This is a genomic window from Mesorhizobium sp. WSM4840 (assembly GCF_055811755.1).
This window is the reverse complement of record NZ_JBVVQD010000026.1, coordinates 71,622-85,613: the sequence shown is the minus strand read 5'-3', so window position 1 is coordinate 85,613 and position 13,992 is coordinate 71,622. Positions and strand designations below refer to the sequence as shown.

16 protein-coding genes and 3 pseudogenes are annotated in these 13,992 nt (G+C 61.7%); 14 read left to right on the top strand and 5 right to left on the bottom strand.

Going from position 1 to position 13,992, the window contains the following annotated elements; translation table 11 throughout:
• Positions 1-77 precede the first annotated feature (77 nt).
• From AC0L3I_RS27770 to AC0L3I_RS27760, 3 genes and pseudogenes are all read left to right on the top strand, one after another.
• A complete protein-coding gene (locus tag AC0L3I_RS27770; protein ID WP_473529000.1) occupies positions 78-551 on the top strand; it encodes a hypothetical protein in 474 nt (157 codons plus the stop codon).
• Positions 511-1,412 (top strand): annotated as a pseudogene (locus AC0L3I_RS27765) (DUF7007 domain-containing protein). Before AC0L3I_RS27770 ends, AC0L3I_RS27765 begins: the two are co-directional and overlap by 41 nt.
• Positions 1,412-1,735 (top strand): hypothetical protein, encoded by a 324-nt coding sequence (locus AC0L3I_RS27760; protein ID WP_473528999.1) that lies wholly within the window; start codon positions 1,412-1,414, stop codon positions 1,733-1,735. Before AC0L3I_RS27765 ends, AC0L3I_RS27760 begins: the two are co-directional and overlap by 1 nt.
• 13 nt (positions 1,736-1,748) lie before the next feature.
• On the opposite strand, the gene AC0L3I_RS27755 is transcribed toward AC0L3I_RS27760, so the two are convergent.
• Complete coding sequence (locus AC0L3I_RS27755; RefSeq protein ID WP_473529013.1) at positions 1,749-2,057, bottom strand: alkylphosphonate utilization protein; 309 nt, start codon at positions 2,055-2,057, stop codon at positions 1,749-1,751.
• Positions 2,058-2,574: 517 nt separating this feature from the next.
• Between AC0L3I_RS27755 and AC0L3I_RS27750 the strand changes: the two genes are divergently transcribed.
• The 6 genes and pseudogenes from AC0L3I_RS27750 (at position 2,575) to AC0L3I_RS27725 (ending at position 8,356) form a co-directional block, all read left to right on the top strand.
• Positions 2,575-3,162: a hypothetical protein gene (locus AC0L3I_RS27750; RefSeq protein WP_473528998.1), complete on the top strand. Its 588-nt coding sequence runs from the start codon at positions 2,575-2,577 to the stop codon at positions 3,160-3,162.
• Between the two features lie 414 nt (positions 3,163-3,576).
• A complete protein-coding gene (locus AC0L3I_RS27745; protein WP_473528997.1) occupies positions 3,577-4,089 on the top strand; it encodes a hypothetical protein in 513 nt (170 codons plus the stop codon).
• A gap of 287 nt (positions 4,090-4,376) precedes the next feature.
• Positions 4,377-4,823, top strand: a pseudogene (locus tag AC0L3I_RS27740) (hypothetical protein); the annotation flags it as partial.
• Positions 4,824-5,082: 259 nt separating this feature from the next.
• A complete protein-coding gene (locus AC0L3I_RS27735; RefSeq protein ID WP_473528996.1) occupies positions 5,083-6,009 on the top strand; it encodes an ArdC family protein in 927 nt (308 codons plus the stop codon).
• A gap of 708 nt (positions 6,010-6,717) precedes the next feature.
• Positions 6,718-7,029, top strand: coding sequence for a DUF736 domain-containing protein (locus AC0L3I_RS27730; RefSeq protein ID WP_095488746.1), 312 nt, complete (start codon positions 6,718-6,720; stop codon positions 7,027-7,029).
• A gap of 1,036 nt (positions 7,030-8,065) precedes the next feature.
• On the top strand, positions 8,066-8,356 hold the full coding sequence (locus AC0L3I_RS27725) for a DUF982 domain-containing protein (RefSeq protein ID WP_473528995.1): 291 nt from the start codon (positions 8,066-8,068) through the stop codon (positions 8,354-8,356).
• A 198-nt stretch (positions 8,357-8,554) separates the two neighbouring features.
• On the opposite strand, the gene AC0L3I_RS27720 is transcribed toward AC0L3I_RS27725, so the two are convergent.
• Positions 8,555-8,809: a WGR domain-containing protein gene (locus AC0L3I_RS27720; protein ID WP_473528994.1), complete on the bottom strand. Its 255-nt coding sequence runs from the start codon at positions 8,807-8,809 to the stop codon at positions 8,555-8,557.
• A 701-nt stretch (positions 8,810-9,510) separates the two neighbouring features.
• On the opposite strand from AC0L3I_RS27720, the pseudogene AC0L3I_RS27715 reads away from it, so the two are divergent.
• Together AC0L3I_RS27715 and AC0L3I_RS27710 are read left to right on the top strand one after the other, a co-directional pair.
• Positions 9,511-9,835 (top strand): annotated as a pseudogene (locus tag AC0L3I_RS27715) (DUF736 domain-containing protein).
• A 422-nt stretch (positions 9,836-10,257) separates the two neighbouring features.
• Positions 10,258-11,007 (top strand): hypothetical protein, encoded by a 750-nt coding sequence (locus AC0L3I_RS27710; RefSeq protein ID WP_473528993.1) that lies wholly within the window; start codon positions 10,258-10,260, stop codon positions 11,005-11,007.
• A 92-nt stretch (positions 11,008-11,099) separates the two neighbouring features.
• Here the strand turns inward: AC0L3I_RS27710 and AC0L3I_RS27705 are convergent, their stop codons facing one another.
• On the bottom strand, positions 11,100-11,624 hold the full coding sequence (locus tag AC0L3I_RS27705; RefSeq protein WP_473528992.1) for a helix-turn-helix domain-containing protein: 525 nt from the start codon (positions 11,622-11,624) through the stop codon (positions 11,100-11,102).
• Positions 11,625-11,727: 103 nt separating this feature from the next.
• Here AC0L3I_RS27705 and AC0L3I_RS27700 point away from each other — a divergent pair, with 103 nt between their 5' ends.
• The 3 genes from AC0L3I_RS27700 to AC0L3I_RS27690 are packed head-to-tail and all read left to right on the top strand — an operon-like array spanning position 11,728 to position 13,047.
• Complete coding sequence (locus tag AC0L3I_RS27700) at positions 11,728-12,303, top strand: hypothetical protein (RefSeq protein ID WP_473528991.1); 576 nt, start codon at positions 11,728-11,730, stop codon at positions 12,301-12,303.
• Between the two features lie 55 nt (positions 12,304-12,358).
• Positions 12,359-12,673: a single-stranded DNA-binding protein gene (locus AC0L3I_RS27695; protein WP_473528990.1), complete on the top strand. Its 315-nt coding sequence runs from the start codon at positions 12,359-12,361 to the stop codon at positions 12,671-12,673.
• A 26-nt stretch (positions 12,674-12,699) separates the two neighbouring features.
• Entirely contained in the window at positions 12,700-13,047 is a 348-nt protein-coding gene (locus AC0L3I_RS27690) for a hypothetical protein (RefSeq protein ID WP_473528989.1), read from the top strand.
• Positions 13,048-13,342: 295 nt separating this feature from the next.
• Here the strand turns inward: AC0L3I_RS27690 and AC0L3I_RS27685 are convergent, their stop codons facing one another.
• A complete protein-coding gene (locus AC0L3I_RS27685) occupies positions 13,343-13,774 on the bottom strand; it encodes a hypothetical protein (RefSeq protein ID WP_473528988.1) in 432 nt (143 codons plus the stop codon).
• 10 nt (positions 13,775-13,784) lie between these two features.
• Positions 13,785-13,985: a hypothetical protein gene (locus AC0L3I_RS27680; RefSeq protein ID WP_473528987.1), complete on the bottom strand. Its 201-nt coding sequence runs from the start codon at positions 13,983-13,985 to the stop codon at positions 13,785-13,787.
• Positions 13,986-13,992 lie beyond the last annotated feature (7 nt).

Below are 13,992 nucleotides of genomic sequence, written 5' to 3'. Positions count from 1 at the left end.
CCTTCCGATCGCATTACCGCCGCCGGTGACCTCACCGGCGGCGGTTTCGTTTTCACCCTAAACACCGGAGACCCATCATGTCGGCTCAATTGATCTATGACCTCGTTCCACTCGGTTCGCTGGTAACTTATCGCGATGGAACACCACGCCCGCCCGAACGGCATCGCAAGAAGCTCGCCGCCTGGGAGAACCGCAACAGCGGCGGCCGGCTGATCCGCAAGCAGGCCGAAACCCGCGTCGGCAACACCACGCTGCCGGCATCCATTACCCTGCACAAGGGTGACTATGGCAGTCAGGGCACCATCGTCCTGCGCGTTCACCAGAGTTTTTCGGTGAACAGCGATCTCAACTTTGCGGTCAAGGAGCGGCCCGCTATCGGCTCGGTCCTGGTGCTCGATCGCGACGGCGAAGACGCCGAACTGGTCTATCTCGCCAGCCATCGTGCGGATGCCGAGGAATGGCTGACGCAGCACGGCTATCCGCGAGCCGTTCTGCAAGAGATCACGGCCGATGCCGTGGCCGCGGATACCGTCGAGGGGAGGGCGGCATGAGCGTGGCCACTCCCCAGATACGCGACGAACAAACCTCCTTGGCCGCAGCGCCGACGGTTATCCGGTTGCGCTTGTCGGTGAAACGGCGTTCGCCATGGTCCCGGACCGGAACGGACGGCACTATCTCGTCACGGGCTGGTGTATCCGCCGCCCATGGCCGAATGGACGCGCAGCGATTTCTACGGCCATGCCGGTGAGCTTGCCGACGAGGCGGCGCTTCGCGCGATGTTGAGGCGAACGCTCGCCACCAGCGACAGCGCGCAGCTCTCGGACGTCGCGAAATCCGTTCCCGTGTCCACACGCCATGGGGAACGTCGCAGGGAGAGACCGTCTATGCCGAGGGCGTCGTGGCTCACTCAACGGCAGGCCATGGCGGGTTCCATCTGTCGGCGGAGCGAAATCGCAAAGTCCATTCCCTTCTTCGTGCCAATGGCGGCTGGTATGAAGAGGACCGCCGTTGGGCGGCCGTGGCCCAGGCTTTCCCCGAGCTCTTCAAGGATTTCGAGATAGCATGTGCGGAAAAGAGCATCCGCGACTGGTATCCGGACGCCTGGGAGGCGATCCGCGGGGAGGGTGCTCGAACCCGGCCAATCCGCGAAAAAGGACGAGCGGGCATTTTTCGAGAAGCATGCCGATGACTGGGTCGTGGTGTCTGCAATCCGTTCCGAGCACCAGGCCGGTTTCACCGAGGTTATCGCGACCCCTGGCGGCAAGCGTGGACCGGGCACGGAGGAACGTCGCTTTCTCGTCGCGACTGACGACTATCATGTCGGCCGCTTTGGATTCGTCATCGATGTTGCGCGCCATCGTGTCTATGGCGGGCCATCGAGCTTCATGGATTGGCAGGGGAGGGACACATAATGTCCGTCGCCGATCGCCTCGCACAGCTCTTTCGCATGGAAGAGGCTCGGCGCCAGACACAGCGCCAGCTCGATATGATCGACCGGCAGGTCATAAGGCGGATGACGGCGATCATTCCGCAGCTCAGACCCCAATGTGTCGGCTATCGACGCGGGAGGGGCCCGGACCCGGCAATGTTTCTCGAACGATATCGAGCCAACCTTGCAGCGATCACACTGGAGAGGCAGCACGAGATCGACGCTCTCTCCCGCAAGCTCGCAAGGCAGGATGCTGCAATCGAGGTGCTGCGTACCAGACTGCCACCGGACCTGAGGCGCGCCTGATACCGCGGCCTGGTCAGCGCTTGCGGACGAATTCAGTTCGCAACACCAGCCCCTTGATCGCGTCATGCCGGCAGTCGATTTCGTCGGGATTGTCGGTGAGGCGGATCGACTTGATCACCGTACCCTGCTTCAGGCTCTGCCCAGCGCCTTTGACCTTGAGATCCTTGACGAGCGCGACGGAGTCGCCGTCGGCCAGTACCTTGCCGGCGGCATCGCGCACTTCGATGCTGCCAACAGAAGCTGCAATGGCAGCCATCGCCGACGCTGGTCGCCATTCCCCTGTCGCGTCGTCATAGACGTAGTCGTCGTTGTGATCGATGATTGCTGCCCTCGCCCCGGGATTGAATACAGTGCGCTGTCATTCCGACGTGGGAGCAGGCCAAAAATCTGATCCGCAGCGGCGGACCGGCGCGGCCCATCACCTATACCGGCAGGAGGCGAAGTTCAAACCACTGTCGTCCCTGGCGCAGCCTGACGGGCAGGCGGATCGTGTGGCGGCGGGAATTGAACAGTGATTTCCTCCCGCATGCCGATGTCCGGATCCATCCCTTGCGGTCTTCCCGGCGGGTTTGCTGCGGTCTGAACCGGCGGCTGTCCGCTTCAAGGCCGCTATCGCGCCGCGGAGCGGCCGGAACCCGCCGATCTCGGCAAGGCTGGCCCGCGTCCCGCGCAGGGTCAGTGAAGAACTGGCCCCGCTTGTCCGCAAGCCAACCTCGCTCGCCTGGCAGGCTCCGGACCCTGAAGCGTCCAGCTTCCGCCGGTTCCTTTTGACCGCACCCGCAGGAAAGACCGGCAAGGGCCGGATCCCCTGAAGGGCATCGCTAGAAAGGTAAGCTCAAATGTCCAGCTCAACCCGCTCCACCAAGACCAAGGCCCGCGTCGTCCAGCTCCGCAAGGGCACCACCCTCGAAATGGTCCGGCTCTGCTGCCCGGATGGCCACCAGGCCACGCTCATCTCCGAAAGCTTTGGCCTCCCCGTCCTCGACAGCGACGGCATCCGTGAATTCCATGAGCGCAGCCTGATCGAAAGCGCCGATACGCTCTCCGAGGGCCTTTCTGACAAGGCCATGCAGATCCACCTGCAACGGATCGTCGGCTCCTATGTAGGCTCCGCCTACGGAGCAGGCCAGTTCTACTCGAAAGCCGTCACCGAGGCTAAGGACGCCACGGCCAAACTCGCCAACGACACCCGCGACGAGGACATTGACGGTCCGGTCGGCTTCGACAGCAATGCACAGCGCAAGCGCGAGTTCGCCGCCGACATGGGCCTCCAAGCCCACGCGTTGCGCATGGCGGCCGAGGGCGCCGTCGCCGCCTACGAGCACATCGTTGGTGAAGGCTGGAAGCCTTACGAACGCCAGACCGAGAACCCCGGCCAGACAGTCAACCGGCAGGCGGCCGACCTTCAAATGGCGGCGCTCGGCTAACTGCCACCGGGCGGAGCTTCGGCTTCGCCCGGTCTTCCTCGGTCGGCATAGTGTTCGATAGGGTAAACCGGCCTCAGCAACCGTGCGACGGCGCCAATCCTGGAAGCCGCAGCTTCTCCGACACTTGCGGGCTCGCTTCCTTGCCTTCTGCCCCGACAGGCTGCGCAATCGGCAGAGGGCTTCGCAGGAAGGGAGCGATACCCAAATCTTGAAGTCTTCGCGCGTCGGTCTTCCTGCACAGGGAAGATGTCATAATTCTTCCGGGCTCCGGGTGGGGCGCGCGCGGCGGATTCACTGGGCTGAGCTGTGAGGGAAGGTGCTCGAGCACCGCAGTGACGCCCAAGATTGCACGGCAGGGTTGCAAATTGGGTGATCTGTGATAAGGAAATGTGAAGTCAGAAGAGGCCTATTGAAATGAAGCGCATGCAAGAAAAGGACATTCCCGCATTCGTGCAGGACGTGGTCGCAACGGGCTGCGATATCTGCGCCGTCGGTCCGAGTTGTTACTCCCTGGGCGATACCGATGTTCCGCACGACAAGCGTAGGGGATTGTACAAGAAGCTCGGCGAAATCGATGCGCGCTACGGGAGCCGCGATCACCTGCGTTACCAGATTGCGGCGCACCTGGCCTCGCTTGGCCGCTACATCGACGCGCCCCCAAAGGAGGAGGAGTCCTGGATCGATAATGAAACACCCGAGTTGGCCGAGGTCACGCCTTACGACGTGGCGCACTTTCAGACTTACGCGGTCCTGCTGATGTCGGAGGCGATGGGCCTCGACTGGTGCAAGGTGGCACGAGCCATCTTGAACATTGACCCAGAGCGCCAGCCGGAACGGGCACGTCGGGCTTGGGCATCCCACCTGGCGCGGGCGCGGTGGCTAGCGACGAGCGGCTGCGGGCAGCTTCAGAGCGATCGGTTGCAATAGCCGCCGCCGTACGGGAAGCTGGCATGACCAAGGCAGCTGTTCCCAAGGCGAACATCGAACTTTTCGAGCGGCGGCGTGTCGAAAAAACTGCAAGCTTTTTTCGTTCATACGCTGATCGAATACTAGATCGACACCTCCCACGGCTTGGCAACATCAGGATGTAAGGTTCGTTACGCTGCTCAACGCCGTCCTTGTGATGGCGTTGAGCAGAAGGCGAGCTCCAGGACCTTAGGCGTTAGCCTAGCGTTTCGCGGCTGGCTTATTGATTGGAGTTGTCTTCTCTTCCCATGCCAAGTTGCCGCCGATTAACTCGGCGCAGCCGTCCTTTGCCAAACGGCATGACCGACAGTTCTTGCGCGTTCGGAAGGTTGGTCGTCCGATTGATCGTTTCCGTTCCTCAGAAGTCGCGAGGAGATTGGGAGGGCAACGGTATTCATCTAGAAGCCAGGATGCGCTGCTTTGCCCCTGCCGGACGAATCCCCATTTTTTCAGGCGTCCACAATCATTGTATATATGGGTGCTACGGAGGCTCGAACTGGGAAACAAAACAAATCGGGCGAGGCTTGATCATGACGACCCCCAGCCGAGGGAAATCGCCCGCACAGCTTTTCCGGCATCTATCGGCAAAGTGGCCTGCGGCGTTCAATCCGAAAGCGCCCAGGCCGCTTAGGATCGGCATCCATCATGACATTCGCGTGCTGGACGGCGAACTGTCAGATGATGAATTGAGGAGAGCCCTGCGCGCCTCAATAGATGAGAAAAGCAGGAAGACCACTTCGTACGGCCGCGCCAACCGCGGTCGTCACGAATGTTGGTCCTGCTCCGGTCCTCGTTCCGCTAAACAGCTTCGCCGTCCTCCACTAACGTTGCGGCCCTTTAGCGACGTGTCCCTTCCTTCCGATTGCTCTTCTGCGGGTTCGCGGACCTGCGGTCCTGCGCTGTCGGACCTCGTGACGGCCGCGGTTGGCGCGGCCTCGAATGGAGGTCCGGAAAATGGACAGGAAGAGCAACAAAACCCGCGTCGATATCTACGCGAAGATCACCGACCGCATCGTCGCGGAGCTGGAAAAGGGCGTGCGGCCGTGGGTGAAGCCGTGGAGCGCGGCGAACACCACGGGGCGTATCACGCGCCCGTTGCGCCACAATGGATTGCCATATCAGGGGATCAATACCCTGCTTCTCTGGTCGGAGGCGGTTTCGAGGGGTTTTGTTTCCCCGACCTGGATGACGTTCAAGCAGAGCGTCGAGTTGGGCGGTCACGTCCGCAAAGGCGAGACCGGCTCAATGGTTGTCTATGCCAGCCGCATCACACGCACCGAAACCGATGCCCATGGCGAAGAGGTCGAGCGCGGGATTCCGTTCCTCAAGGCCTATACGGTGTTTTGCGCCGACCAGATCGAAGGCCTGCCCGCGCAGTATTACGGCAATCCCGCGCCGGTGTCAGATCCGGTGGAACGGATCGAACATGCGGATGCCTTCTTCGCAAATACCGGAGCCGTCATCCGCCACGGTGGCGACAAGGCGTATTTCAATCCGGCTCTCGATATTGTGCAAATGCCGCCGTTCGAGAGTTTCCGCGACGGGCCCGGCTACTATGCGACCCTCGGACACGAAATGACCCATTGGGTCGGCTCGGAAAAACGGCTTGATCGCAACCTCTCCCGTTACCACAAGGATCGCGAGTTCCGGGCCCACGAAGAGCTCGTGGCAGACCTCGGCGGCTGTTTTCTAGCAGCTGACCTCGGCATCGTGCCAGAGCTCGAGCCGCGGCCGGATCATGCCAGCTACCTGGCAAGCTGGCTTGAGATTCTCAGGAACGAGAAGCGATTCATCTTTGCCGCGGCGGCCCATGCCCAGCGTGCGGTCAACTATCTGCATGATCTCCAGCCGAATGCGACGCACAGCGCGCAGGCTGCATGATGCTGCATTCTCCGATCCATGTCGGGGGTGCAGAGCCATCCTATCTTGCAGCCGGCTGAGATCCGCCATTGGCACCCGGTCAGTTCGGGTAGGCCCCAGCGGGCCGAGCCAGATCAGCCGGCCCCTGCCGACGTCCCGCTCGGGATAGGTATTTCCGTAACCGTGTTCGCGACCATCCATCCTTAAGCGGCAGACGCCGGACCCTCGGAGTTTCGCCAGTCGGCCGGTCGTCAACCGACCGAAGTGATGGGGGCGGGTGCGTCCCTTTCCGGCTGTGGTTGTCGGTCGTTTTGCCATGATGCGTGACGGGGACGGCCGGGCTTGATGGCGCCTCACCGTCGCTGCGGTTGCGGTGATCGTGCCGCTAGGGTTCGCCTGTCGTCTGGCCGGCGGTTTCATGGAAGGGCGCACCACCTGCGTCCTCGTTGGGGCTGGTCTGACCGAAGGCCGTCTCCGCTACGCTGCGCCTCGTTCTTAAGCCCGCAACAGCCGGTCGCGACTTTCTTCCCCTGCTGGCTTCGCCATCATTCCGCGCGGAACAAGAAAGCCTCGTCCTGGCTGCCCTACACTGTCGTTCCGGCCCTAAGGACCACCCCATTGCGCACGCGCAACGGGGACCCCGGTGGGTGCGGGCCGATCGCCTCCGGTCTGTCGACCGCTATCGAGGTCGCGGTGGTCGCGGCCCGAGAAACTCACGGAGACGACATCATGGCTACCATCGGCACCTTTACCTCAAACGGCAACGCCGGCTTTTCCGGCGCCATCAAGACCCTCAACCTCAACGTCAAGGCCAAGCTGATCCGCGTCGAGAACCCTTCCGACAAGGGCCCTCACTTCCGCGTCTACTCGGGTAACGTCGAACTGGGAGCCGCCTGGCAGAAGGTCTCTAACGAGGGCCGCGACTACCTCTCGGTCAAACTGGACGACCCGAGCTTCCCCGCGCCGATCTACGCCACCTTGATCGAGGTGGAAGGCGAGGAAGGCCTGCAGCTGATCTGGTCTCGCCCCAACCGGGACTGATCGCCTCGACGAGGGCTCCGCCGCACGGCGGGGCCTTCGGCGGTTCCCAAGCGAACGCCGGCAGGCGGAAGGAGCACCAAGCGCCGCCTTTCGGGGGTGCTGCTCCTCGCCGTCTCGCCGAGACGGCAAGCGGACGCGGGCTATCGGATTCTCGATGTTCCTCTCTGTTGCCTGCCCGAGCCTACGGTTTCTCGGCCCGCCGCAAGGGCCGCACGGCCTCACCAAAATGGTGACGCATTTCGGCTCCTCCTTGCGCCGGTCGCTGCGCGAGCCTTGCCCCCCGGTCCTCGCGCGCGCATCGCACTTGTCGTCAACGACAAGGAGATACGCTCATGACCGTCATCGATGAAATAGAAGAGCTGCTTGCCGAGCTGCGCGGATGCCTGTTGGAGACTGAAGAGCACAACGCGGTGGAACGCCATCTTACAGGATCTCGTTGAAGCGACGGCTAGAGGGCTTGAGCCCCCTGCGCACCCCGGTTCTTTCCATGGTCGTAGTGCGCCGAGCCGGAGGAGCTCAGAGGAGCCGGCGCGCGTAATCATCGTCGCCTTCGTCGAACCGATTCGGAGTCGTGGTCTCCGGAGATCGGCCGTCTTTGCCGGATCGGTCGGGCCGCCTGTGCTGTGTTCGCCGACATCCTGACCCATCCTGGACAGACAAAAAGATCAAAGCCAGAACAGCGGCGATGTGGCATAGCGGAACCATCTCCGATCGTCGTGTCAATAAACGGCTCGTCCAGCAGGCCGCAGGCCAGCGCCCTGCTCTAGATGGCGCGCAGGATGGTGAGTAAGGTCAAGGAGATTGCGGGCTGGCTGATTTCATCACCGTCGTCGGCTGGGCCACGCACTGACAGCGCCGCAACATTCTGCTACGCACGTTTGATGCCCTGATCCTGCCACCGTCCCCCAGGCACCTGCGCCAACGAGAAATCTTCTATCGCGCCCCCTTGAACCGTCTCGGTCCGGACAGCACATTTGCGATGCTTGCCGGGCGGAAAGCTCGTCCAAAGCGGTGGTTCGTGAACTGGGAGGAGCGCATGGATGCGGAGGAGTTCGGCAGCCCCATTTTCGTGAAGCGTGCGACCTATATCGTGCAAGAGATTGCGAGCCTCGCGGACGCCATCGATTTCCTCAGCGACTGGCCCGAGGATCAAAAAGATCTGATCCACCAGACCGCCCTTCAGGCTTGCTATGACGCAGAGGATGGGCACAAACCGTTAAGCGCCGCACACCATGCTTTTATCGATTTCGCCAGGCAGGTCGCCATCCTAGAAGATCCAATCTCCGCCATGCAGTGGATCGCCGCCTGCAAAAAGCGGCGCGCGTAGGGACAGGCTGGGTTGTAGCTGAGCTTGGGGGCATTCCCGTTTAGATTTTCACCGATCGCGGACAAGAGCGGAAGAATCTCCATCATCGCCGGTAATTCCGGAAAACAGGGATGGCAGTGCTTATGGACGATCGGCTGGCCGCCGAGGCATCGAGTTGGCCTTTCGGGCCTGCGATCTTTTGCGCGATGTCGCCAGCCGCTAGTCCGGATCCCAGTCGCGATATCCGCGCCGGCGCTTGGCGCGCTGAAGCTTCATTGATGCGGTGGCCGCACCGTCTTCGCTATCGAAGGTTTCCATCATCGACTGGCCGCTGGTCCCGATGCGGCCCCAGTTGCGAATGACGGATGCTCCGCCGAACAAGGTCGGTTGGATCGCAACCATATAAAACCGCCGCATGTTCTGCGATGGGTCGATGCGTCGAAGATGAACGGGCCCTGCCTCTTCGTTTTCCATGGCCGCAGTCTCACTTGGCTTGGAAGCGGCGTCCAACGAGTTCTTTGAATCCAACCGGCTCGACCGATTCATTGCGGTTATGGGTGCGGCGCGGTCGCTTCGGGAAGGTCATGATCACCGCGGTGGCCACGAACCTCGTCGCCGCACTGTGCATGATCGAAGGCGCACCCGTCGGACCGTCACGACGTAAGCGCGCAGCAATTCGGCCCCCGAGCCTATCAGACCGCCGGAACCAGGTGGGCGACCTCTTTGGGGGGTTAATCGTCGTCATCAAGACTGCTCTCATCGCCTGAACCTTTGGCGGCGTGGCGGGATCATGTGCGGCCGTTTGAGCGGCGACCGGACAGGGCCTAGACCTCGTGCCTCTGGTTTCGTGGCGGCATCGATCGTACCGCTTGTGCCGGATGCATGGCGGACATTCCGATATCTCCAGTATCGTTCTTCGGAACGGATGCCCGGACCCTCCCTGAACGGCCTCTTTTAAGATTGGTCTGACGCCGGCCCGGCCTTTGCCTGCAACGGCTTCGCCGACCTTCTTCCCCTGCGGCTTCGCCGCATTCCTCGCGGGACAACAAGCTCGGCTTCCGACGTCCTCCGCTCCGCTGCGGCCCAGTGGATGCAGTCGGCCGGACCGTCGTCTCACGACCGCTATCGAGGCCGCACAGGGCGGCTTCGGACAAACCAGTCAGGAGCATACGAACATGGCTACTATCGGCAACTTCCAGCTGGCCGGCGAAGAATTCAACGGCGAGATCGTCACGCTTTCGCTCCCGGCCAAGAAGGTCCGGATCGTCCCCGATACGCGCGCCAGCGGCGAAAACGCACCCAGCCACCGCGTGCTCGTTGGTCGAGTCGAGTTCGGTGCCGGCTGGTCCAAAAAGTCCAACGAGGGCCGCGCCTATCTGGGCCTCAAGCTCGACGATCCGAGCTTCACCGCCCTCAATCTGCGCCAACCTCGTCGCCGACGAAGGCGGTCAGAGCTACAGCCTCATCTGGTCTCGGCCGAACCGTCGCAACGGCGACTGACGAACACCGAATGGGCCCCGAACCAGCGAGGCGTCATTCAGATCGCCCACTCAGCGCCTCAGACCGATAGCTTGACGCGCCATGGGGCGGCTTCGGGCAAACCGTAAGAAATACGAACGCCAGGCATTCCCGCGCGATTCTTGTCTGTCATTCGGCGATCTTAATGACCCGCTCGCGGATTTTTTGATACTTTACTTTGCATGCTCCGCCTTGCAATCATGCCGAGTGAGTCTGAACGGAGGAAAAATCGAGCATAAAAAAACCGGCGCGGAGGCCGGCTTTTTCCAGGGAATAGGCTACAGGAGTTGGCGCTCCTGATCTCGCCCGAAGATTTTGTGAGACCGTAGCCCGTCTTTCCCGGCATTGCAAGAAAAAATGCGCTTCCGCGCCACGGCTTTGCACGGCCTGGCGAGAGGAAAGAAATGGACCTCTATTCAACGTTGAGCCTATGGCTCACGAACATTCGGTCATTGGCCGAGCTGGACGATTTCTGCCGGCAGATATGGAAGCTCTACGGTGAGGCATCGCTGGGCGAGGAGGATGCGGAGCGGCTTTGCGAGAAGGCTAACCGACAACGCGCCACCCTCAAGACGGACCGCGCTGGTGGTTGCCCGCCGCCTCGCTCCTGTTATCCGCAAAGGCCTTGCAGCGAGCGAAGCCGGCGCGAGGCTGCCCACGGCCCGCGAGATCCCGTACGCTGGCAGCGAAAGCGGCGTCTCGCCCGCATGCAGGCTATCCGGCCCGAATTCGCCGGCGAGTTCACCGAAGGCGAAAGCGCGGCACTCTACATCGTCATGTGCGACTGCCGGCAGCACGGCAAATGCGACCGATCCGTAAAGGAAATCGGCGATCGCGCCGGCGTCGGGCCGACAACGGTGCGCAATGCGCTGCGCAAAGCCGGCAGGCTCGGTCTGCTGCGCGTCACCGAGCGCCGGCAATGGCGTGCCAGGAACCTGACAAATCACATTGTTATCGTGCATCGTCGCCAGATCGCCTGGATCGCGAAATTTAGGCCCAATCTCGGCCTTAAATTTTATCCGACTGCCTTCAAAAAAGCGGCGTCCACAGGAAGCTCCCGCAATAAACAGAGCGGAAGACCATTTGGCAGCCGATCCGACTGGCCCCCGGACGGGCCGAAGCCATTCCCCAGTCACGCATCGCCGACCGGCTGACGCCTTAGCCGCCAAAACCACGCTTGCCGCGGAACCCCTAAAAGCGGCACGAGGCTGTCTTTAAAGCAGCCTTTGCGATCGGCCGCGCCACATCAAGCCGGTTGATGCTGGCTGTCGGGTTCCCGAAACAAGAAAGTCGCCGGATCGCGACCGAGCGCCTCGCCGACGGCGGCGATCGTGTCGACACTGATATTGCCGCTCGCGCGCTCGAGCTTGGTGAAGGTGATCTCCGACACTCCCAGGAGCTCCGCCATTTGATAGCGGACCAGGTTGCGGCGCTTACGCTCGCTGTCGACGAGGGCGGCGAGGCGCGCGCGGATCGATTTTTCGGTGAGCTCGTGCGCCCAGGGTTCCACCGCCGCGCCGCCGACCAGAAGTGTCGCGATCGACACCTCGAGCGCCTGGGCCATCTGTTCGACCGTGCGCAGGGTCACGTTGTTTCGTTTTCTCATGGTGCGGATGTAGGTTCGGTATGCCAGCCCTTGACCAGGCGACGTCTTGAACAGTTCCGCCATGTGTTGATGGCGAAGCTTTCGCTTACGGCGCTCGGCTTCGAGGAACCAGGCGATATTGTCCCGAAGCGGGTTGTTCACCTCGCCCGCTTCGTTTGGCAGCATGAATCTATGTATTCGCACGAACGCGCCTGTTCGGTCTGCCCTTTTCTTGGGCCAAAATCCATAGTAAAGTGTCAAAAAGTCTCAGAGAAAAAGAGCCATCACCATGCTCAAATGTCTCGTTGTGGGCGCTGCCGCGATCGCTGGCGCCGCGTCTATTCCCTCCCAAACATTGGCATCCGAGTGGGGCTGCCAGGTCCTGCTTTGTCTGTCTGGTGACTGGCAGGGCACGCCCTCCTGTTATCCGCCGATAGATCGGCTGATCGACGCCATGGGATTGCCGGGCTTTTCGTGGCCGACTTGTCCGCAGGCCAATTCGTCCGGCGCCGGCTACGATCCGTACGAGGCCTGCCCGCAGGGGTGGATGCCTTACGCGCCGGCTAGCGACCGGCCGGGACAAGGCCAGGCCAGCATGTGCCGAATCGCGGCTGGCAATCTCGGTCAGCCTGCCAACTTTGGAGCGCGGCATGGTCAGGCCGACAGAAGTCCGACGGGAACCATCCAGCTCGGCGACCGCACCGTGCCGGTCCAGCTTACTCATGCCTCCAGCGGAGCACATAACGATCGAACGACCACCTATTACGACATTCAACGCCCGCGCCGCGCGAAGCCTTACTACATCGATTACGACGACGCGAACGGGCTGCGGCAGCGCACCTGGTTCAACCTTAGCAGACCATGATCCCGAGTCACCCCGGGCGGCTAAATTAGTGGTAGGAAATGAGGGAGTTACCCCGATGAAAAGCGTCAACAGGTTCACCATTCATGGCAATGTCGGGTCGGTAGCGCCCTTCGACAAAAGCACGAGGGTCAACATTGCCACCAATCGCAATTGGCGTGACGAACAAGGCCATGTCAAGGAAGCCACTGATTGGGTCCAGGTAACGGTCATCGAGGAGAAGCAAGCCGCCTGGGTGGCGGAGAACGCAAAGCCCGGCGATGTGGTCTTGGTCGAAGGCCGCATCAGCAACAACTCTTTCAAGCGCAACGGTGAGACGGTCTATACGACGGACCTTATCGCCTCGACCTTCAACGTTTTTCCGAAGCCGTAATCATGTTCAATGCGGGGGCCCTTATCATGGCGGCGGCATCCGGAACATTGGTCGGCATAGGCGGCACGCTCGCATTCTATCCGACTCAAGGCCAGCTCTCCGCGGCGATTGCGTCCGAGCCGGCACTGTGTGCGAAACTGGCCGCGGCCGGCCTTGAGATTCCATCGCCGGCCGAGGCTTTGGACGCATTCCGGCGAGCGAAAAATACTGATCAAGCGACGTTGCGCATCGGAGAGTGCTCGAAGAAGATCATGGGTCCCGGCGTGCAATGCGCCGTGAAGTATAAGCTTCGCACTTCCTGGAAAGGCGAAGGTGATGGCCTGGTCGCATTCTCCAGGGGACCCGATGGCTGGCAAGCGATGCAGCTGCAATAATTGTCTGCTAGCGAACATCTGGTTTTGTTCAGTTCCGGCGTCGATCAGCAAACCCTCGAAACCCTTCCTGCAGTGATCACCTCGCGAGCGGCACCGGGCCTATCTGACCCGCCATCCGGTCCGTCGAAGCACCTTCTTTTGTGTCGCCGCAATTCCCATGCCCAAAGAGCCGGAGCCGGAGCGCGCCCCCACTAGCGCCGTAGGGACGGCGGAGGCCGGAGAGAACGGGCCGCCGGCGGTTCCGGCTGTGTACAGAAGCCGTGCAGCGCTTTGGCGCGGGCCCGGTTCGCGGCGCTCACTTGTGTGGGGTGCAATAGACGCCTTGGGATTCCAAAAGGACGGCGCCACCCTTCAATTCAGTGAGGGCACCCACCCAGGCGTCGGAATAGGTGCGACTGGCGTCCACCGCCGTCAGCCAGATGACGCGGTTGTCGGCAAGCTCCACCTTGACCTCGCTTTGGAGAGGGCTTGCCTGCACCGTTTGCTGATAATGCCGCTTGATGCGCACATCGCCGCTCGCAAACTCGATATTGTTGTTGTCGTAGTTGAGCAGGAATGAAGCATCCTCTTTTGCGACCTTGCAGGAGCCGTCGCGTTCACACACGATTTTTGCTGCCGTGGCGCAATCCCATCGCAGTCCCGCGGGCCACATCGGATTGCTGCCGGCCTCCTTGGACCGATCACCTGGAGCGGCGGCGCCGAGGCTCGCCGCCGCCGCTACGGCCACCAATACTGCCCTAATCATCCGTTCCGCACACCTTACTGTTCGGCACCATCAAGATCAGCTCGCGCTGGCGCATCATGCCGACGGAGGCAAGCGCGCTGTAATGCGCCAGCGTGGCGGCTGCCGCATCAAGCGCGGCCTCGAATCCGTCGCGCGTCGAGATCTCGGCCAAAGCTGCCCTGAACATCACTGTCCTGTCCGGTTGATCGCTCATAAATTGA

Bases quoted from the DNA above. Each gene is read 5' to 3' on its own strand.
- AC0L3I_RS27750 (WP_473528998.1), top strand. From the start codon at position 2,575: ATGTCCAGCTCAACCCGCTCCACCAAGACCAAGGCCCGCGTCGTCCAG.
- AC0L3I_RS27695 (WP_473528990.1), top strand. From the start codon at position 12,359: ATGAAAAGCGTCAACAGGTTCACCATTCATGGCAATGTCGGGTCGGTA.
- AC0L3I_RS27690 (WP_473528989.1), top strand. From the start codon at position 12,700: ATGGCGGCGGCATCCGGAACATTGGTCGGCATAGGCGGCACGCTCGCA.
- AC0L3I_RS27745 (WP_473528997.1), top strand. From the start codon at position 3,577: ATGAAGCGCATGCAAGAAAAGGACATTCCCGCATTCGTGCAGGACGTG.
- AC0L3I_RS27710 (WP_473528993.1), top strand. From the start codon at position 10,258: ATGGACCTCTATTCAACGTTGAGCCTATGGCTCACGAACATTCGGTCA.
- AC0L3I_RS27700 (WP_473528991.1), top strand. From the start codon at position 11,728: ATGCTCAAATGTCTCGTTGTGGGCGCTGCCGCGATCGCTGGCGCCGCG.
- AC0L3I_RS27720 (WP_473528994.1), bottom strand. From the start codon at position 8,809: ATGGAAAACGAAGAGGCAGGGCCCGTTCATCTTCGACGCATCGACCCA.
- AC0L3I_RS27760 (WP_473528999.1), top strand. From the start codon at position 1,412: ATGTCCGTCGCCGATCGCCTCGCACAGCTCTTTCGCATGGAAGAGGCT.
- AC0L3I_RS27705 (WP_473528992.1), bottom strand. From the start codon at position 11,624: ATGCTGCCAAACGAAGCGGGCGAGGTGAACAACCCGCTTCGGGACAAT.
- AC0L3I_RS27680 (WP_473528987.1), bottom strand. From the start codon at position 13,985: ATGAGCGATCAACCGGACAGGACAGTGATGTTCAGGGCAGCTTTGGCC.
- AC0L3I_RS27725 (WP_473528995.1), top strand. From the start codon at position 8,066: ATGGATGCGGAGGAGTTCGGCAGCCCCATTTTCGTGAAGCGTGCGACC.
- AC0L3I_RS27770 (WP_473529000.1), top strand. From the start codon at position 78: ATGTCGGCTCAATTGATCTATGACCTCGTTCCACTCGGTTCGCTGGTA.
- AC0L3I_RS27735 (WP_473528996.1), top strand. From the start codon at position 5,083: ATGGACAGGAAGAGCAACAAAACCCGCGTCGATATCTACGCGAAGATC.
- AC0L3I_RS27730 (WP_095488746.1), top strand. From the start codon at position 6,718: ATGGCTACCATCGGCACCTTTACCTCAAACGGCAACGCCGGCTTTTCC.